General features: G+C 65.9%; 21 protein-coding genes. 16 read left to right on the forward strand and 5 right to left on the reverse strand.

The features are described 5' to 3' along the window. The first annotated feature begins 38 nt into the window (after nt 1-38). Genes ACU8HS_RS03335 through ACU8HS_RS03370 form a run of 8 tightly spaced genes read left to right on the forward strand, consistent with a single transcriptional unit; the run spans nt 39 to nt 7,457 of the window. On the forward strand, nt 39-1,079 hold the full coding sequence (locus ACU8HS_RS03335) for a Nit6803 family nitrilase (RefSeq protein WP_447015395.1): 1,041 nt from the start codon (nt 39-41) through the stop codon (nt 1,077-1,079). Further along, a complete protein-coding gene (locus ACU8HS_RS03340; RefSeq protein WP_112568736.1) occupies nt 1,006-2,124 on the forward strand; it encodes an MSMEG_0568 family radical SAM protein in 1,119 nt (372 codons plus the stop codon). The genes ACU8HS_RS03335 and ACU8HS_RS03340 overlap by 74 nt, the downstream gene beginning before the upstream one ends. Continuing rightward, nucleotides 2,121-2,663, forward strand: a complete 543-nt coding sequence (locus ACU8HS_RS03345; protein WP_112568734.1) for an MSMEG_0567/Sll0786 family nitrogen starvation N-acetyltransferase — start codon at nt 2,121-2,123, stop codon at nt 2,661-2,663. The genes ACU8HS_RS03340 and ACU8HS_RS03345 overlap by 4 nt, the downstream gene beginning before the upstream one ends. Next, nucleotides 2,663-3,640: a sll0787 family AIR synthase-like protein gene (locus tag ACU8HS_RS03350; RefSeq protein ID WP_447015396.1), complete on the forward strand. Its 978-nt coding sequence runs from the start codon at nt 2,663-2,665 to the stop codon at nt 3,638-3,640. The genes ACU8HS_RS03345 and ACU8HS_RS03350 overlap by 1 nt, the downstream gene beginning before the upstream one ends. Beyond that, the gene (locus ACU8HS_RS03355) at nt 3,637-5,031 is read left to right on the forward strand and encodes an MSMEG_0565 family glycosyltransferase (protein ID WP_447015397.1); all 1,395 of its coding nucleotides are present in this window, start codon (nt 3,637-3,639) and stop codon (nt 5,029-5,031) included. The genes ACU8HS_RS03350 and ACU8HS_RS03355 overlap by 4 nt, the downstream gene beginning before the upstream one ends. Continuing rightward, entirely contained in the window at nt 5,024-5,311 is a 288-nt protein-coding gene (locus ACU8HS_RS03360; RefSeq protein ID WP_112568728.1) for an MSMEG_0570 family nitrogen starvation response protein, read from the forward strand. Before ACU8HS_RS03355 ends, ACU8HS_RS03360 begins: the two co-directional genes overlap by 8 nt. A 14-nt stretch (nt 5,312-5,325) precedes the next feature. Then, complete coding sequence (locus ACU8HS_RS03365) at nt 5,326-6,597, forward strand: MSMEG_0569 family flavin-dependent oxidoreductase (RefSeq protein ID WP_112568726.1); 1,272 nt, start codon at nt 5,326-5,328, stop codon at nt 6,595-6,597. Between the two features lie 2 nt (nt 6,598-6,599). Next, nucleotides 6,600-7,457: a Pnap_2097 family protein gene (locus ACU8HS_RS03370; RefSeq protein WP_447015876.1), complete on the forward strand. Its 858-nt coding sequence runs from the start codon at nt 6,600-6,602 to the stop codon at nt 7,455-7,457. Here the strand turns inward: ACU8HS_RS03370 and ACU8HS_RS03375 are convergent. Further along, complete coding sequence (locus ACU8HS_RS03375; RefSeq protein ID WP_447015398.1) at nt 7,435-8,874, reverse strand: aminotransferase-like domain-containing protein; 1,440 nt, start codon at nt 8,872-8,874, stop codon at nt 7,435-7,437. The two genes, ACU8HS_RS03370 and ACU8HS_RS03375, sit on opposite strands and share 23 nt — an antisense overlap. Nucleotides 8,875-8,962: 88 nt before the next feature. Between ACU8HS_RS03375 and ACU8HS_RS03380 the strand changes: the two genes are divergently transcribed. The 4 genes from ACU8HS_RS03380 (at nt 8,963) to ACU8HS_RS03395 (ending at nt 11,421) form a co-directional block, all read left to right on the forward strand. Further along, nucleotides 8,963-9,826, forward strand: coding sequence for a DMT family transporter (locus ACU8HS_RS03380; protein ID WP_447015399.1), 864 nt, complete (start codon nt 8,963-8,965; stop codon nt 9,824-9,826). A gap of 106 nt (nt 9,827-9,932) precedes the next feature. After that, nucleotides 9,933-10,616, forward strand: a complete 684-nt coding sequence (locus ACU8HS_RS03385; RefSeq protein ID WP_447015400.1) for a glutathione S-transferase family protein — start codon at nt 9,933-9,935, stop codon at nt 10,614-10,616. Then, nucleotides 10,616-10,960 (forward strand): ArsR/SmtB family transcription factor, encoded by a 345-nt coding sequence (locus tag ACU8HS_RS03390; protein ID WP_112568716.1) that lies wholly within the window; start codon nt 10,616-10,618, stop codon nt 10,958-10,960. Before ACU8HS_RS03385 ends, ACU8HS_RS03390 begins: the two co-directional genes overlap by 1 nt. Continuing rightward, a complete protein-coding gene (locus tag ACU8HS_RS03395; RefSeq protein WP_112705410.1) occupies nt 10,960-11,421 on the forward strand; it encodes an SRPBCC domain-containing protein in 462 nt (153 codons plus the stop codon). The genes ACU8HS_RS03390 and ACU8HS_RS03395 overlap by 1 nt, the downstream gene beginning before the upstream one ends. On the opposite strand, the gene ACU8HS_RS03400 is transcribed toward ACU8HS_RS03395, so the two are convergent. Then, entirely contained in the window at nt 11,408-12,028 is a 621-nt protein-coding gene (locus tag ACU8HS_RS03400; protein WP_112568712.1) for an ABATE domain-containing protein, read from the reverse strand. The two genes, ACU8HS_RS03395 and ACU8HS_RS03400, sit on opposite strands and share 14 nt — an antisense overlap. 161 nt (nt 12,029-12,189) lie before the next feature. Here ACU8HS_RS03400 and ACU8HS_RS03405 point away from each other — a divergent pair, with 161 nt between their 5' ends. Genes ACU8HS_RS03405 through ACU8HS_RS03420 form a run of 4 tightly spaced genes read left to right on the forward strand, consistent with a single transcriptional unit; the run spans nt 12,190 to nt 15,219 of the window. Continuing rightward, nucleotides 12,190-12,900 (forward strand): alpha/beta fold hydrolase, encoded by a 711-nt coding sequence (locus ACU8HS_RS03405; RefSeq protein WP_112757904.1) that lies wholly within the window; start codon nt 12,190-12,192, stop codon nt 12,898-12,900. A 25-nt stretch (nt 12,901-12,925) separates the two neighbouring features. Next, on the forward strand, nt 12,926-13,528 hold the full coding sequence (locus ACU8HS_RS03410) for a TMEM175 family protein (protein ID WP_447015401.1): 603 nt from the start codon (nt 12,926-12,928) through the stop codon (nt 13,526-13,528). Between the two features lie 55 nt (nt 13,529-13,583). Then, entirely contained in the window at nt 13,584-14,423 is an 840-nt protein-coding gene (locus ACU8HS_RS03415) for an alpha/beta fold hydrolase (protein ID WP_447015877.1), read from the forward strand. 25 nt (nt 14,424-14,448) lie between these two features. Then, nucleotides 14,449-15,219 carry an SDR family oxidoreductase gene (locus ACU8HS_RS03420; RefSeq protein ID WP_113413650.1) on the forward strand — a complete coding sequence of 257 codons (771 nt, stop codon included), beginning with the start codon at nt 14,449-14,451 and terminating at the stop codon, nt 15,217-15,219. Nucleotides 15,220-15,223: 4 nt separating this feature from the next. On the opposite strand, the gene ACU8HS_RS03425 is transcribed toward ACU8HS_RS03420, so the two are convergent. The 3 genes from ACU8HS_RS03425 to ACU8HS_RS03435 are packed head-to-tail and all read right to left on the reverse strand — an operon-like array spanning nt 15,224 to nt 16,471. Then, nucleotides 15,224-15,598, reverse strand: coding sequence for a VOC family protein (locus ACU8HS_RS03425; protein ID WP_447015402.1), 375 nt, complete (start codon nt 15,596-15,598; stop codon nt 15,224-15,226). Nucleotides 15,599-15,605: 7 nt separating this feature from the next. Then, a complete protein-coding gene (locus ACU8HS_RS03430) occupies nt 15,606-16,019 on the reverse strand; it encodes a DUF1801 domain-containing protein (RefSeq protein WP_447015403.1) in 414 nt (137 codons plus the stop codon). An 11-nt stretch (nt 16,020-16,030) separates the two neighbouring features. After that, nucleotides 16,031-16,471 carry a DUF1801 domain-containing protein gene (locus tag ACU8HS_RS03435; RefSeq protein ID WP_113500515.1) on the reverse strand — a complete coding sequence of 147 codons (441 nt, stop codon included), beginning with the start codon at nt 16,469-16,471 and terminating at the stop codon, nt 16,031-16,033. Between the last annotated feature and the right edge of the window lie 69 nt (nt 16,472-16,540).

Here is a 16,540-nt window from a genome sequence, read left to right on the forward strand (position 1 = left end):
CCGGCGGGGAGAAGGGGAAAGCAAAGAAGGATTTCGCCATGGAAAAGAAAATGACCGTCCGGGCCGCCGCCGCGCAGATCGCGCCGGACCTGACCTCGCGCGAAAAGACGCTTGCGCGCGTGCTGGAGACAATAACCGAGGCGGCTGCCAGGGGTGCCGAGATCGTCGTCTTTCCGGAGACCTTCGTTCCCTGGTATCCCTATTTCTCCTTCGTGCTGCCGCCGGTTCTCTCCGGCCGCGAGCATCTGCGCCTTTATGAAGAGGCTGTCACCGTTCCGAGCGCGGCCACCGATGCGGTCGCGGCGGCGGCCCGCGAGCACGGCATCGTCGTGGCGCTCGGCGTCAACGAGCGCGATCACGGCTCGCTCTACAATACCCAACTGCTCTTCGATGCCGACGGCCGCCTCATTCTCAAGCGCCGCAAGATCACGCCGACCTATCACGAGCGGATGATCTGGGGCCAGGGCGACGGCTCAGGGCTTTCGGTGGTCGAAAGCCGCATCGGGCGGCTCGGCGCGCTGGCCTGCTGGGAACATTACAATCCGCTCGCCCGCTATGCGCTGATGGCCCAGCACGAGGAAATCCACATCGCCCAGTTTCCCGGCTCGATGGTCGGGCCGATCTTTGCCGAGCAGATGGAGGTGACGATCCGCCATCATGCGCTGGAAAGCGGCTGCTTCGTCGTCAACGCCACCGGCTGGTTGAGCGACGAGCAGATCGCTTCCATCACGCCCGACCAGGGCCTGCAGAAGGCGCTGCGCGGCGGCTGCATGACCGCCATCATCTCGCCCGAGGGCAAGCATCTGGCGCCGCCGATCACCGAGGGCGAAGGCATCCTGATCGCCGATCTCGACATGGGCCTGATCACCAAGCGCAAGCGGATGATGGATTCGGTCGGCCACTATGCCCGCCCGGAACTGCTGCATCTCGTCATGGACGGCCGCGCCACCCAGCCGATGGTCGGCTCCGCACATTCCTTTGAAACAGACACAGGGACCAAAAGCGATGGACAATACGACGTTTCTGCCGACCGAGACGCTGATCAACGAGTTGCAGTCCTTCGGAGCCAGGCTGGTTGATCCCAAGGCCGGGCACGAGAGCCGCCGCGGCGGCGCCGGCCCGTCCGACCACAAGGCGCTGACCATCGACGGCATGACGGTGATGGTGCCGGTCCATACCGCGCCGGCCTTCGAAAGCCCCTATCTGGTGGAAAAGCCCGACGAGGCCGGCAAGAGCCGCATCAGCCGCGACGGGCGCGTGCTCGGCGAAGTCTCCTTCCCGCTGCGCCCGCGCTTCTACGAGCGGTCTACCGCCGACGGCATCCCCTATTCGCAGATTGCCGTGCTGCACGGGCGCGACGTGCTGGCGACCACGGTGCTGCAGACCTGCATCCGCTACCAGAGCCGCACCAAGACCTGTCAGTTCTGCGCCATCGGCCAGTCGCTGGCGGCCGGCCGCACCGTCGCCCACAAGACGCCACAGCAGCTGGCGGAAGTCGCCAAGGCCGCCGTCGAGCTCGACGGCGTCAAGCATATGGTGATGACGACAGGCACGCCGAAGGGGCCGGATCGCGGCGCTTCGATCCTTGCCGACAGTGCGCGCGCCATCAAGGCCGCCGTCAACCTGCCGATCCAGGCGCAGTGCGAGCCGCCGGAAGACGACATCTGGTTCTCGGTCATGAAGGAAGCCGGGGTCGATGCGCTCGGCATGCATCTGGAAGTCGTCACGCCGGAGCTGCGCGAACGCATCATGCCCGGCAAGGCGCAGGTGCCGATCTCGAAATACATGGCTTCCTTCAAGGCCGCCGTCGAGGTGTTCGGACGCGGCCAGGTCTCGACCTATATCCTCGCCGGCCTTGGCGACACGCGCGAGGCGATCCTCGATATCTGCGAAAAGCTGGTTGTAACAGGCGTCTATCCCTTCGTCGTGCCCTTCGTGCCGATTTCGGGAACGCCGCTCGAAAGCCATCCGGCGCCGAAGCCTGATTTCATGCATTCGATCCTCGGCCCGCTCTCGAAAATGCTGGTCGACAGCGGCCTGAAGGCCGTCGACATCAAGGCCGGCTGCGGCAAGTGCGGCGCCTGCTCTGCCCTTTCCTCCTATGAAAGGATGCTGAGCAAATGATGCTGGAACCCTTCCCGCCCTATCGCGCCAGCGAATTCCAGGTGAAGTTTTCCACCTCCGACTGGGAGCGGCAGGAAGCGCATGCGCTGCGCCGCGCCGTCTTCTGCGAGGAGCAGAGGATTTTCGAGAGCGACGACCGCGATGCGACCGACGATCACGCCATCCCGATCGTGGCGCTGTCGATGATGGGCGTTGCGGCCGACCGGGTGGTCGGCACCGTGCGCATCCATCAGGAGGAGCCCGGCCTCTGGTGGGGTTCGCGGCTCGCCGTGCATGAGGATTTCCGCAAGATCGGCGCGCTGGGTGCCACGCTGATCCGGCTTGCCGTCTCCTCGGCCAATGCGATGGGCTGCCACACGTTTCTTGCCAATGTGCAGGTGCAGAACGGGCTGCTCTTCCGCCGGCTGCACTGGGAGGTGATCGAGGAATTCGAGGTCTACGGCAAGCCGCATCTGAGGATGAAGGCGGATCTTGCCTGGTATCCGCCCTGCCCGACGCCGGAAACCGGGCTGGTGGCGCTTGCGAAGAAGGCGGCGTGATGAGCGGCAGGATCGACATCAGGGCGCTCGCCGCCAAACTTTCGGCCTCCTCCGGCATCGCCGCCAAGGCGGATATCGGCACGGTTGCCGCAAGCCTCGGCCTTGCCGGCCAGCCGGTGGCGGTGGGTGACGATTGCGCGGCCCTGCCCGATGGCGACGGCTACCTGCTTTTTGCCATCGAGGGCTTCATCAACGAATTCGTCGCGGCCGATCCGTGGTTTGCCGGCTGGTGCGGGGTGATGGTCAATATTTCCGATGTCGCCGCCATGGGCGGCCGCCCTCTCGCCGTCGTCGATGCCGTCTGGGCGAATGGCGAGGCGGGTGCTGCCCCCGTGCTCGAAGGCATGCGGGCGGCGGCCAGCACCTTCGGCGTGCCTGTCGTCGGCGGCCATACCAATATCCGCACCGATCGCGGCCAGCTCTCGGTCGCCATTCTCGGCAGGGCGAAAAAGCTGCTGACGAGTTTCGATGCGAAGCCCGGCGACGTGCTGATCGCCGCGATCGACCATCGCGGCCGCTATCGCGAACCTTTCAGCAACTGGGAAGCGGCAACCGATGCGCCGCCCGCCCGGCTGCGCGGCGATCTGGAGATCCTGCCCGAGATTGCGGAGGCCGGACTGGCGCTCGCCGCCAAGGATATCAGCCAGGGCGGCATTGTCGGCACGGCGATCATGCTGGCGGAATGTTCCGCTGTAGGCATCGATATCGATGTTCCGGCGATCCCGCTGCCGGATGGCGTGGCGCTGGAGCGCTGGCTCGCCACCTTCCCAAGCTTCGGCTACCTGATCTCCACCGCGCCCGAAAAGGCCGATGCGGTGATCCTGCGTTTTGCCGCGCGCAACATCAGCGCGGCCGTGATCGGCACTGTCAAAGCCGGCAGCGAAGTGGCGATAACGGATGGCGCCGACCGTATCGTGATCCGCGATCATGCCGAGACGCCGCTGCTGCAGCTTGGCCGGCGGGAGGATGCCGCATGAGCCGGCCGCTGCGCATCGCCATGCTCTCCCACTCCACCAACCCGCGCGGCGGCGTGGTGCATGCCATGCAGCTTTCCGAGGCGCTGGCCGCTCTTGGCCATGAGGTGGTTCTGCATGCGCCGGATGCCAAGGGGGCGGGGTTCTTCCGCAAGCCGGCCTGTGGCGCGGTGTTGGTGCCGGTTGCGGCCGTTTCTCCCTTCTCCCCAGCGGGGAGAAGGTGGCCCGAAGGGTCGGATGAGGGGGCCGCGGACGTAGAGTCTGCCTCTCGCCTGCCGCTCGAGGCGTCGCTTCGCTCCGCCCCCTCATCTGCCCTGCGGGCATCGACCGGAGTTGAGTCACTGGTCTCAACCCGTCCTTCGGACCCCCGCGGGGGAGAAGGGGGAGCAGGTGGCGCTGCCTCTGCCACAACCAGCAGCGTGAGCACTGAAGTCGCAACATCCGAGATGACCGCGATGGTCGAGCAGCGGATCGCCGATTATGTCAGGTACTTCGAGACCCCCGCCGCCCGCGACTTCGATATTTTCCACGCCCATGACGGCATTTCCGGCAATGCGCTGGCAACCCTGAAGGAACGCGGGTTGATCCCGCGCTTCGTCCGCACCGTGCACCACATCGACCAGTTCGCCGATCCCAGGCTGATGCAGCTGCAGGACCGTTCCATCGACCGGGCCGACCTGTTCTTCACCGTCAGCTGGATGTGGCGCAGGACGCTCAAGGAAAGGCGCGGCATCGACTCCACCGTCGTCGGCAACGGCGTCGATACCGGGCGTTTCTCGCCCGCCGTGGATGCCGGCGCGCTGCGCGGCAAACTCGCCCTGCGCGACGGCCCTGTTTTCCTCGCCGTCGGCGGCATCGAGGCGCGCAAGAATACGATCGCCATGCTCGAAGCCTTCGGCCAAGTGCGCGCGATCCGCCCGGACGCGCAATTCGTCATCGCCGGCGGTGCTTCGCTTCTCGATCATCGCGGCTATCAGGGCGAATTCCGCGCCGTGCTTGCCTCGCTCGGCGAACATGCGGCGGCCGTCCATATCCTCGGCACCGTTGCCGACGCGGACATGCCCGCACTTTACCGGCTGGCCGATACGCTGGTCTTCGCCTCGGTCAAGGAGGGTTTCGGCCTCGTCGTGCTGGAGGCGATGGCGAGCGGCGTGCCCGTCGTCGTCTCCTCGATTGCGCCTTTCACCGAATATCTCGGCGCCGACGACGTCGTCTGGTGCGATCCGCAGAATTCCGCCTCGATCGCGGAGGCCATGGCGATCTCGCTCATGCCGCCGGTGCGTGCGGGGCTTATCCCGCGCGGGCTCGACCTTGCCGCCCGCCACAGCTGGCAGCGCACGGCTGCCGCCCATCTCCAAGCCTACGAGACATTGAAGGAGCCTGCCCATGCCTGAAATGCGTTTCGTCATCGCCTGGCCGGATGGCCGCGAGGAGACCTGTTATTCGCCCTCGCTCGTCATCCGCGATTTCTTCGAGGAGGGCCAGACCTATCCGATCCGCGATTTTCTCGACCGCAGCCGCAAGGCGCTGACCATCGCCAGCGACCGGGTGGAGGCGAAATACGGCTATCCCTGTTCGCTCGCCCGCGGCCAGCTTGCCCGCATCGAGGAGGCGGGCAGCCTGTTTCTTGCCGATGCCGATGCCCGCGTGCGCTGCGAAAGCTTCATTCTCTGAAAGGAACCCGACCCATGACCTTTTCCCTCAAGCCGCATTACAGCGCCGTCGTCATCGGCGGCGGTCAGGCCGGGCTTTCGGCCAGCCACTATCTCCAGAAACACGGCATCGACCATGTCGTCTTCGAGAAAAAGACCGTGGCGCATAAATGGAAGAACGAGCGCTGGGACGCCTTCTGCCTGGTGACGCCGAACTGGCAATGCCAGCTGCCGGACCACCCCTATGACGGCGATGATCCGCATGGTTTCATGGTCAAGGACGAGATCATCGCCTATGTCGACCGCTTCGTGAAGAAAGTGAACGCGCCCGTGCTGGAAGGCACGACGGTCACCTCGCTGGAAAAGGCCGGCGATCTCTTCCGGCTGTCGACCTCGGCGGGGGCGCTGACCGCCGACAGCGTCATCATCGCCACCAGCCTCTACAGCGCGCCGGCGATCCCGCGCGCCGCCGAGCGCCTGCCGGACGATATCCTGCAGATCCACACGGCCGATTACCGCAATCCCGGCCAGTTGCCTGACGGTGCGGTCGTCGTCGTCGGCTCCGGCCAGTCCGGCTGCCAGATCGCCGAGGACCTGCATCTGGCCGGCCGCAAGGTGCATATGGTGACGGGCAACGCGCCGCGCTGCGCCCGCTTCTACCGCGGCCGCGATGTGGTCGACTGGCTCGCCGATGTCGGCCAGTACGACATTACCGTCGAGCATGACGGCATGACCAAGAAGAAACACGATACCAACCACTACCTCACCGGCCGCGACGGCGGGCGCGATATCGACCTGCGCAAATTCGCGCTGGAGGGCATGTCGCTCTATGGCCGCATGGAGGGCGTCTCGGGCGGGCGCATGCTGTTCGAGCCGAACCTGAAAGCCAATCTCGACAATGCCGACCGGGTCTATAACGGCATAAACGCGCTGATCGACCGGCATATCGCCGAAAAGGGCATCGATGCGCCGCCGGCCAGCGTCTATACGCCGCTCTGGGAACCGCAGGGCGAGCCGACCGAGCTTGACCTCAAGGCGGAAGGTGTCACCTCCGTCATCTGGGCGACCGGCTTTTCGCCCGACTGGTCCTATGTCGGCCTGCCGATCTTCGACGGCACCGGCTATCCGGTGCAGCGGCGCGGCGTGACGGGCATCGACGGCGTCTATGTGCTCGGCCTGCCCTGGCTCTGGACCTGGGGTTCCGGCCGGTTCCTTGCCGTCGGCAAGGATGCCGAGCATGTGGTGAACCACCTTGCCGGCCATCTCGAGGCCGCCCGTCCTCTCCTGAAACAGGCGGCCAGCGCTTGAACATGAATGTCGCGATCCTCGATTTTCATCCGCCTGCTCCATCCGCGCGCGAACTGATGGAACAGGCGCTTGCGCCGCACATGCTCATCGGCATGCCGCACCTGACGCCCGCGGGCCTTTCGGAGACCTGGGCGATGAAGGAACTCGGGCATCGCCATTGGCTGATGCTCGCGCGCCATCTCGGCATGGGGAATGCCGATTTCCGCACACCCGATGGCGGCGAGGCCTATGCGGCGATCTGCGCGACCTCGCTGGAGCAGGCGAATTTCGGCACAGTTCGCGCCAACGACGTGCTGACGATCCGTTCGGTGCTTTCGCCGGTCTCGCGCACGCAGGTTTCCACCCGTCACCGGCTTTTCGTGCATGGCGGCCTGATCGGCGAGGTGGAGCTGATCTCCACCTTCGTCTGCCGCATGCGGGAGGGCGACAATTATTCGATCGCCCGCGTTCCCCTGCCCGGCATGGCGGCCACCGTGGAGGATAATGCGCTGGCGAGGACGGCGGCGGCGTTGCGCGCCGGCACGCTGGAGACGCATTTCGGCCTGCCGGCCAATCCGGTCAAGGCACTACGCGGCTTCCGCTTCGAGCCGGATGTGTCGCAGGAATTTAACGGGGCCGGGCTGTTCTATTTCGCCGAATTCCAGGCGCTCGCCGATCGCGCCTTTGGGCGATGGTTTCCGGAGCTTTCGCACGTGTCCCGGCGGGAGATCTTCTTTTCCGGTAACATCCGGGTTGGCGAAGCCGTGCGGGTGGAGTTGATGGGACTATCCCCCGACCGGCTGCACGCCTTCTGCCGGCTGCGGCGGGAACAAGACGGCAAGGTGATCGGCAAGGCCTTCATGGAGTGGCGGGCCGGCTGATCGACGCCTGCCTCAGCGCATCCCGCAGCACGTCAAACACCCTGTTGTCCAGCGTCTGGGAGACGTTGAAGCGCATGAAGCCGGTGGCCGATTGCGAGAGGCTGAAGGCGTTGCCGGGTGCCAGCACGACATTGCGGGCGAGTGCGGCGCGCGCCACGGCTGCGGCATCCAGGCCATCCGGCAGGTGGCACCAGAGGAACATGCCGGCCTGCGGCTCCAGCCAGGGGCGGATACCCAGGGTCTTCAGCCGCGTTGTGACCTCGAACATCGCCCTGGCGAGACGGCTGCGCAGGCCGTCGGCATGTTTGCGGTAGCTGCCGTCGCTGAGCACGCCGAGCACCAGTTCGGCGGAGAGCCGGGCGCCGCCGAAGGAGGTGGCGATCTTGAGGTCGATCAGGCCTTCGATCCATTCCGGCCGCGCGGCGATGAAGCCGCAGCGGGCGGCGGCCGAGAGGGTCTTGGAAAAGCTGCCGATATGGATGACGCGGTCGAGCCCGTCGAAGGCGGCAAGGCGCGGGGCCGGCGTCAGTTCCAGATCGGCGAAAATATCGTCCTCGATGATGGTGAGGCCGTGCTGTTCGGCAAGCTTCAGGAGCCGGTGGGCCGTGACCGGCGAGAGCGTGGCGCCGGTCGGATTGTGGATGGCGGAATTGGTGATGTAGAGGCGCGGCCGGTGCTCGGCAAGTGCGGCGGCGAAGCGCTCGATATCGGGGCCTGACGGCGTATAGGGAACGCTCACGACCTTGGCGCGATGGGCTCTGAGCAGTGCATGGAAATTGAAATAGCAGGGATCGTCCACCAGCACGGTATCGCCGGGCTCGATCAGGAAACGGCAGAGGAAATCGATCGCCTGCGTGCCGGATTCGGTGAGCATGACCTGATCCGGCGAAGCTTCGATGCCGCGCTCGGCCATGCGGCGCGCGATCAGCTGGCGCAGGGGCTTGAGGCCGAGAGGGGCGCCGTAATCGGAAAGGCTTGCGGCATCGGCGCGCGACAGCGAGCGCAGCGCCCGGCGGATCGCCTCTTGCGGCAGCCATGCCGGCGGCAGCCAGCCGCAGCCGGGCTTGAGATCGCTTTCGTCCGCCTCCAGCGATTGCCGCGACACCCAGAAGGGATCGACCGCGCGGTCGAGCTTCGGGCCGATATCGGCAAGCGACAGCGGTGCCGTGTGGCTGGCGACATAGAAGCCGGAGCCGGGGCGCGAGAGGATCGCGCCCTCGGCCACCAGCCGCTCATAGGCATCGACCACGGTGGAGGCCGAAACTTTCAAGCTTGCCGAGAGGCCGCGGATCGAGGGCAGCCTGGCGCCGGGGGTCAGGCTGCGGGCGGCGATGCGCTGGCGGATGGTGGCCATGACCATGCCGACGCGGGTGTTTGCCTGTCGCTGCTCGTCCATCCGTACTGGTCCCCTCACCATAACAGTTTGCGCAAACTGTACCGAACTGTGGCTGGCAGCGCCAGTGCGAACAACGGATAAACACGGGACGAACAAGAGGAGTGCCCGCATGGATCGCACGGCGACCGGATGGATCAATGGTTTTATCGGCGTGCTGATCTTCAGCGGCTCGCTGCCGGCCACGCGTGTCGCCGTCATGCAGCTCGACCCGGTTTTCCTGACGGTGGCGCGCGCGGCGATCGCCGGCGTGCTGGCGCTCTGCCTGCTGCTCGTCTTCCGCGAGAAGCGGCCGTCGCGGCAGGATCTCGTCTCGCTCGTCGTCGTGGCGCTCGGCGTCGTCGTCGGCTTTCCGCTGCTGACGGCGCTGGCGCTGCAGCATGTGACCTCGGCGCATTCGATCGTCTTCATCGGCCTGCTGCCGCTGGCGACCGCGATCTTCGGCGTCATCCGCGGCGGCGAGCGGCCGAAGCCGGCCTTCTGGCTGTTTTCGCTGCTCGGCAGCGCGCTGGTGGCGGGCTTTGCGCTGGCGCAGGGGCTGACCGCCTCGCCCGTCGGCGATGCGCTGATGCTGGCCGCCGTCATCGTCTGCGGGCTCGGTTATGCCGAGGGCGCGCGACTGTCGCGCCGGCTCGGCGGCTGGCAGGTGATTTCCTGGGCGCTGGTCGTTTCGCTGCCGGTCATGCTCGTTGCCGCCATCGCCTGGCGGCCGCCGTCCTTTGCCGAGATCCAGGCGCCGGCCATGCTGGGCCTTGCCTATGTCTCGCTCTTCAGCATGCTGATCGGCTTCGTCTTCTGGTATCGCGGCCTGGCGCAGGGCGGCATCGCCGCCGTCGGCCAGCTGCAGCTCTTGCAGCCCTTTTTCGGCCTGGCGCTGGCCGCGACACTGCTGCGCGAAACGGTGAGCCCGTCCATGCTGGCGGTGACGGTCGCCGTCATTCTCTGCGTGGCCGGCGCGCGCAGGTTTGCGAAATAGGCGCGGCCCACGCACATCGCCATAAAACTTTCCATATCTGGAAAGCATCTTGCGGAATGACGGGATCGGAGATATAGTTTCCACAATTGGAAACCATAGGTGCTCCATGACGCTGACCCTTTACCTGCATCCGCTCGCCTCCTTCTGCCACAAGGTGCTGATTGCGCTTTACGAAAACGGCACGGATTTCGACAGCCGGATCGTCGATTTTGCCGATGCGGGTTCGGCGGCGGCCCTCTTCGACAAATGGCCGGTCGGCAAGATCCCGATCCTGCAGGACGAGGCGAACGGGCGCACGATACCGGAAACGAGCATCATCATCGAATATCTGCAGGCCCGCTATCCGGGGCCGGTGCGGCTGCTGCCCGAGGACCCCGAGGCGCTGCTGCAGGTCCGGCTGTGGGACCGGTTCTACGATCTCTATGTCAGCGTGCCGATGCAGAAGATCGTCACCGACAGGATCCGGCCGGCCGGCGCGCATGATCCGCACGGGGTCGGCGAAGCGCACGCGATGCTGGACCAGGCCTACGGGATGATCGAGGCGCAGATGAAGGGGCGGCCCTGGGCGACGGGCGACACGTTCACCATGGCCGATTGCGCGGCCCTGCCGGGCCTGTTCTTTGCCTCCATCGTGCATCCGTTCGAGGCGGGGCGGCCGGCGCTTTCCGCCTATCTGGAGCGTCTGCTGCAACGGGCTTCCGTCAAACGCGTGCTGACCGAAGCCCGGCCCTATTTTTCGATGTTTCCCTACCGGGAGGCGATGCCGGCGCGTTATCTCGAGGCATTCTGATGGCAGAACCGGCGTCAGCCGAATTCGACCGGATGTTCCAGGCGCTTGCCGATCCCTATCGGCGCGGCTTCGTGGAGCAGCTTGCCAGGGGGCCGGCCTCCGTCACGGAACTGGCGGAACCGGCCGATGTCGGCCTGCCGGCGGTGCTGAAACACCTGCGCATCCTGGAAGAAAGCGGCATCGTCGTTTCGCAAAAGGTGGGGCGCGTGCGCACCTATCGCATGCAGGAGCAGGCTTTCGGCGCCATCAACCGCTGGATCGAGCAGCGCCAGGCCGAGATGCACGCCGCCTTCGACCGGCTCGCGCTTCTGATGGCAGAAACTCCCGAAGAGAGGGATCACTGATGGGTGCCAGCGTCAATCACCGCACTTTCGTCATCGAGCGCGACCTGCCGGGCAGCGTGGCGCATGCCTTCCGCTTCTGGTCGGACCACCGGCTGAAACGGCGCTGGACCGCCTGCCATGACGACTGGCAGGTGACGGAGGACCAGTTCAGCTTCGAGGCGGGCGGCGGCGAGCGTTTGACATGGCGCATGCCCGACGGAACCGAACAGGCGATGCGCGCCTATTTTCTCGAAATCCATCCGCGCGAGCGCATCGTCTATGCCTATACGATGCTGACGGCGGGCAGGAACATTTCCTCCTCGCTGGTCACGGTGGAATTTGCCGGGCGCGGCGCCACGACGCGGATGACCTACACCGAACAGGCCGTGTTCGGCGAGGCGAGCGACGGCGATATCAGGGAAAGCGGCACCGGCATCGGCTTCGACCGGCTTGCCGAGGAAATGAGGGTTACGCCTGCCTGACCCGGTCGCGGTGCGCGGCCTGCTTGGCGCGGTTGCCGCACATGGCCATGCTGCACCAGCGCCGGCGGTGGCCACGGGTGTGGTCGGCAAAGAGCAGCGTGCAGACAGGCCCTTCGCAGGCCTTCACATTGGAAAAATCCTCGGTGCAGACGAAGCGGCCGATCGCTTCGCCGACCGGTAGCAGCAGGGCTTCCGGCGAGCGCCATTTGCGCATCGGCTGAAAGTCGAAAATCTCGCCCGCCTCCGTCCGGCGCGTGACGACGCGGCCGAACCCCTCGTCGCGTTCGAGCAGGCGGTTTAAGGGCTCGAGCTCGGCCAGCGCTTCCGGCTTCAGCGGCTTTCCCTTGTGCGCGCGCACGAAAGCGCGGAACCACTCACGCAGGTTCCGCGCCTGATCGGCGACCTTGTCGAGCTCTCCCGGCAAGGCCTGGGCCTGCAGGCTTTCGATGGTTTCGCGCGAGACCAGCCCTGCCTGTTCCAGCCAGCGCAACAGGCCCTGCCCGTCCTCGATCCAATCGACAGGGGTGTCGACCGGGGTCGCCACCGAATTCAGGAAATCGAGCGCCAGCGCGTCGCCCAGAAACAGGGCGGGAGAGTGCTTGTCCATCACAGGTCCTATTCCGACTGCCGCCCAGGGGAGCTTTGGCAGTCCGCTTCAAATCGTGACTCATGTGTAACCGATCAAATGGCTGTTGACAAGTTACGCCATCTGGGAGTAACCATTCTGCATCGCTTTAAACGGTTACGTACCGAAAGAGGAGAAAACCGATGCCGTCGCAGCCGAAAGATCAGCAGACCATGAATATCGTGCTCGTCCACGGCGCCTGGGCCGATGGATCGGGCTGGGCCAAGATTATCGCACCGCTTGCCGCCGAAGGTTTTTCCGTGACCGCAGCACCGCTGCCGCTGACCTCCTATGGCGACGACGTGAAAGCGCTCGACCAGGCGCTTTCGCGGCTGGCCGGGCCGGTCGTCCTTGCCGGCCACGCCTATGCCGGAGCGGTTATCGGCGGGGTGCGCAACGACAATGTGAAGGCGCTGGTCTATGTCGCAGCCCTTGCCCCCGACGAGGGAGAGACGGTGGCCGACGTCTTCTATCGCGGCGAGCCGGATGCGCGCGCGCCGCAATTGGCGCCGGACGGCAACGGCCTGATCCACTATCCGCGCCAAGCCTTTGCCACGGCCTATGCGCAGAATGCGGCGGCGGACGAACTGGCGGTGCTTGCCGCCGTGCAGCGGCCGATCTCGCCGGCCTGCATCACGGTGCCGGTCGGCCGGCCGCTCTGGAAGGATCGCCCGTCCTGGTTCCTGGTGGCGCAAGACGACCGGATGATCGCGGCGGCCAACCAGCGCTTCATGGCCGGGCGCATGGGGGCGGCGCAGCGGCCCTTCCCGGTGGACCATACGCCGATGGTGACGGCGCCGCAGCCGGTGCTGCAGGTCCTGCGCGAAGCGGCGGCAGCCGCAGCCGCTGCCTGAATCCAGCTTTCGAGGAGAGAAGCAGATGCGCGAGCACAAGGTTACGACGGAACGCGTCGGCGCATTTTCGGACGGCATGATCGCCGTCGTCATCACGCTCATGGCGCTGGAACTGAAAGCGCCGGAGGAAGCCACGCTCGGCGCCATCCTGGCGCTGTGGCAGACCCTGTTCAGCTATGGCCTGAGCTATCTGTTCATCGCGATCATCTGGGTCAACCACCATCACCTGCTGCGGCTGGTGCGTTATGCCTCGCCGCAGCTCATCTGGATCAATTTCGCCCACCTGTTCCTGGTCTCGCTGCTGCCGTTCACGACGGCCTGGATGGCGCGCACGAACCTTTCGCCGGTTCCGGTGGCCGCCTATGCCGCCGTATTCGTGCTGGTCAACATCGCCTACCTGCTGTTCGAGCGGGAAATCCTTGCCCATGCCGATGCCGGCGACGTGCCGGAGGAGGCGCGCAGGCTTGCCCGCCGGCGCACCTGGCTGGGGCTCATGACCTTTGCCGCCGCGGGGCTCGCCGCCCCTCTGCTGCCGCTTCTCGGTTTCGCGCTGATCTGCTCGGCCCTCCTGCTCTACCTGCGGCCCGAAGCGTTCAGGCGGCGGCAACGGCAGGGCGGCGGCCGCTGAGGCCCCGTCCCGGCCCCTGAAATTGCCAACCATGCCAACAGAAGGAAACATGACGATGACCGATATCCGCTACCGCACCACCGCCGTCGACGGCCTGAAGATCGCCTATCGCGAGGCCGGCACAAAGGGCGCCCCGAAACTGCTGCTGCTGCACGGCTTCCCGACGTCGGGCCATATGTTCCGCGACCTCATCCCGTTGCTGGCCGACCGCTACCACATCATCGCCCCCGACCTGCCGGGCTTCGGCCAGTCGGACGATCCGGTGACGAACAGTTTCGACAGCATTGCGCAGACGATCGACCGCTTCACCGAGATCGTCGGCTTCGACCGCTACGCCGTCTATGTCTTCGACTACGGCGCGCCGACCGGCCTGCGGCTGGCGGTGAAACATCCCGAGCGCATCACGGCGATCATCTCGCAGAACGGCAATGCCTATGAGGAGGGCCTGAGCGAGGGCTGGAACCCGATCCAGGCCTATTGGCAGAATGCGACGGAAGAAAACCGCAACGCGCTGAAGGCGTTCCTGCGGCCGGAGACGACGGCCTGGCAATATACGCACGGCGTTGCCGATCCGGACCGGGTCTCGCCCGACGGCTATTCGCTCGACAATTTCTACCTGTCGCGTCCGGGCGCCGAAGCGGTGCAGCTCGACCTGATGGGCGATTACAAGAGCAACGTGGCGCTCTACCCGGCCTTCCAGGATTATTTCCGCACCCACAGGCCGCGCTTCCTCGCCGTCTGGGGCAAGAACGATCCCTTCTTCCTGCCGCCGGGGGCGCAGGCCTTTGCCCGCGATATTCCCGATGCCGTCATCAAGTTCTTCGACACCGGCCATTTCGCGCTCGAAACCCATGTCGACGAGATTGCGGCCGCAATCCGCGATTTCCTTGGCTGAAACAGAAGCAAACAGGAGAGATACCATATCCGACAGGATCGCTATCGTTACCGGTGCCAGCCAGGGCATCGGCCAGGCAACCGCCATCCGCCTTGCGAGGGATTTTTCCGGGCTCGTGCTCGTTGCCCGCAACAAGGCCAATCTTGCCGAAACCGCCAGGGAAGCCGAGGCCGCCGGCGCCAGAACGCTCGTCGTCGATGCCGATCTTGCCGAGCCGGCGGCAGCACAAGCCGTCGTCGACAGGGCGCTTGCCGCTTTCGGGCGCATCGACGCGCTGCTCAACATTGCCGGCGCCGTGCCGCAGATCGACCTGTTCGAGATGACGGACCGGCAATGGGAGGACGGCATGGCGCTGAAGCTGCACGGGGCGCGGCGGCTGACCGTCGCCGCCTGGCCGGCGCTCAAACAGGCGAAGGGCTCCGTCGTGCTGATGTCGGGCAATTCGGCCGTCTTTCCGAAGGCGGCCTATGCGGCGGTCGGCACGATCAACGCGGCGATATCGGCGCTCGCCAAGGCCTTTTCCGATCGCGGCATCGAGGACGGCGTGCAGGTCAACAGCGTGCTGCCCGGCCCGGTGATGACCGGACGCCGCCGCAGCTATCTGGAGCACTGGGCGCCGCTGCACGGCATGACCGTGGCAGAGGCGACGGCGCGGTTTCCGAAGGAGGCCGGCATTGCCCGCTACGGCGAGCCGGAAGAGATCGCCGAGCTGATGGCCTTCCTCGTCTCGCCCGCCGCGCACTGGATGACGGGCGCGACCTTGCGTATGGATGGCGGCGAGGTGAAATCCGTCTGACGGCCTAACCGGAGGTGACGCAGAAATTGTTGCCTTCCGGATCGTTCAGCACGGTGTAGGCGGACGCCTCCCGCACGAAGGTCGCGCCCAGGGATATCAGGCGCGCGACCTCCCTTTCCCGGTCGGCGGCGGCGATATCCAGATGCACGCGGTTGCGGGCCGGGCGCTCGCCGCGGCGAAGATGGAAACAGAGGCGCGTTCCGGGTCCCTCGACCAGCACGACCGGGTCGGTTTCCGGCGTCAGCCCGAGTGCCGCAAGGCGGGCGATTTCGTCCTCGTCGTAGGGCAGCAGCGCGTAGCCATCGAGCGCTTCGGCCCAGAAGCGGGCAACGCGCGCGGGGTGGTCGCAATCGATGACGATTTCCTTCAGCCGGCCCATCGGTTTCTCACGACCTGCGCGCCGTGTTCAGCGCCACGGCCGCCTGCACCAGCGCCTTCAGCGCCGCCTCGTCGATCGCCTCTCCTTCGCGAATATCGATTGCGCGGCGCGTATTGCCTTCGAGGCTGGCGTTGAACAGGCCGGCGGGATCGTCCAGCGAGGCGCCCCTGGCGAAGGTGAGCTTGACGACGGCCTTGTAGGTTTCGCCGGTGCAGATGATGCCGGCATGTTCCCAGACCGGGACGCCGCGCCATTTCCACGTCTCCTCGACCTCCGGGTCGGCCTGCCGGATGACGGCACGCACGCGGGCGAGCGTTTCGCCGCGCCAGTCGCCGAGTTCCGCGATCCTGGCGTCGATCAAGTCGGAGGGCGAGGCCTGCCTGAGTTCCGTTTCCTTTTTCGTCGTCGCCGCTTTCTTCATCGTCACTCTCCTTACATTTTCTCGCCTGGCAGCAGGCTTGCCTGCTTGACCCAGTCGGCAAGCTGCGCCTCGTCGATCGGGTCGTTCTCGTGGATATGGACGTAACGCGTCTGCGCCGTCCGGGATTCTTCCGGCGGCACCGGCTGCAGGGCAGCGCCGCGGAAGAAGGCCAGCTTGACGTATCTGTCGAAGCAATGGATGGACAGGAACCAGCCGTCGCCCTTCATGCCGTAGAGCGGCGAGTTCCATTTGACGGCCTTCTCCGCTTCGGGGACGGTGCGCATGATCAGCGCGTCGAGGCGGCGGCCGACCTCGCTTTTCCAGCCGGGCATGGCGGCGATATAGGCCTGCACCGGGCCGTCGCCAAAACCCTTGGCGATCTGCGGATTGCCGCCGGACAGAAGCTTCGGTTGCGCCGGTCTTGCGGGCCTGCCGGGTGTCTTGTCGGTCATGGGCGCCTCCCTCTGCGGGATAATAAGGAAGGACGCCTCGATTTCCAGTCGTGCGGAATGGACACAGGC

Source organism: Rhizobium sp. KDH_Rht_773_N (assembly GCF_052946295.1).

Excerpts from the sequence above, each read along its gene's own strand:
- ACU8HS_RS03335 (WP_447015395.1), top strand. The coding sequence starts at position 39 with ATGGAAAAGAAAATGACCGTCCGGGCCGCCGCCGCGCAGATCGCGCCG.
- ACU8HS_RS03340 (WP_112568736.1), top strand. The coding sequence starts at position 1,006 with ATGGACAATACGACGTTTCTGCCGACCGAGACGCTGATCAACGAGTTG.
- ACU8HS_RS03345 (WP_112568734.1), top strand. The coding sequence starts at position 2,121 with ATGATGCTGGAACCCTTCCCGCCCTATCGCGCCAGCGAATTCCAGGTG.
- ACU8HS_RS03350 (WP_447015396.1), top strand. The coding sequence starts at position 2,663 with ATGAGCGGCAGGATCGACATCAGGGCGCTCGCCGCCAAACTTTCGGCC.
- ACU8HS_RS03355 (WP_447015397.1), top strand. The coding sequence starts at position 3,637 with ATGAGCCGGCCGCTGCGCATCGCCATGCTCTCCCACTCCACCAACCCG.
- ACU8HS_RS03360 (WP_112568728.1), top strand. The coding sequence starts at position 5,024 with ATGCCTGAAATGCGTTTCGTCATCGCCTGGCCGGATGGCCGCGAGGAG.
- ACU8HS_RS03365 (WP_112568726.1), top strand. The coding sequence starts at position 5,326 with ATGACCTTTTCCCTCAAGCCGCATTACAGCGCCGTCGTCATCGGCGGC.
- ACU8HS_RS03370 (WP_447015876.1), top strand. The coding sequence starts at position 6,600 with ATGAATGTCGCGATCCTCGATTTTCATCCGCCTGCTCCATCCGCGCGC.
- ACU8HS_RS03375 (WP_447015398.1), bottom strand. The coding sequence starts at position 8,874 with ATGGTGAGGGGACCAGTACGGATGGACGAGCAGCGACAGGCAAACACC.
- ACU8HS_RS03380 (WP_447015399.1), top strand. The coding sequence starts at position 8,963 with ATGGATCGCACGGCGACCGGATGGATCAATGGTTTTATCGGCGTGCTG.
- ACU8HS_RS03385 (WP_447015400.1), top strand. The coding sequence starts at position 9,933 with ATGACGCTGACCCTTTACCTGCATCCGCTCGCCTCCTTCTGCCACAAG.
- ACU8HS_RS03390 (WP_112568716.1), top strand. The coding sequence starts at position 10,616 with ATGGCAGAACCGGCGTCAGCCGAATTCGACCGGATGTTCCAGGCGCTT.
- ACU8HS_RS03395 (WP_112705410.1), top strand. The coding sequence starts at position 10,960 with ATGGGTGCCAGCGTCAATCACCGCACTTTCGTCATCGAGCGCGACCTG.
- ACU8HS_RS03400 (WP_112568712.1), bottom strand. The coding sequence starts at position 12,028 with ATGGACAAGCACTCTCCCGCCCTGTTTCTGGGCGACGCGCTGGCGCTC.
- ACU8HS_RS03405 (WP_112757904.1), top strand. The coding sequence starts at position 12,190 with ATGCCGTCGCAGCCGAAAGATCAGCAGACCATGAATATCGTGCTCGTC.
- ACU8HS_RS03410 (WP_447015401.1), top strand. The coding sequence starts at position 12,926 with ATGCGCGAGCACAAGGTTACGACGGAACGCGTCGGCGCATTTTCGGAC.
- ACU8HS_RS03415 (WP_447015877.1), top strand. The coding sequence starts at position 13,584 with ATGACCGATATCCGCTACCGCACCACCGCCGTCGACGGCCTGAAGATC.
- ACU8HS_RS03425 (WP_447015402.1), bottom strand. The coding sequence starts at position 15,598 with ATGGGCCGGCTGAAGGAAATCGTCATCGATTGCGACCACCCCGCGCGC.
- ACU8HS_RS03430 (WP_447015403.1), bottom strand. The coding sequence starts at position 16,019 with ATGAAGAAAGCGGCGACGACGAAAAAGGAAACGGAACTCAGGCAGGCC.
- ACU8HS_RS03435 (WP_113500515.1), bottom strand. The coding sequence starts at position 16,471 with ATGACCGACAAGACACCCGGCAGGCCCGCAAGACCGGCGCAACCGAAG.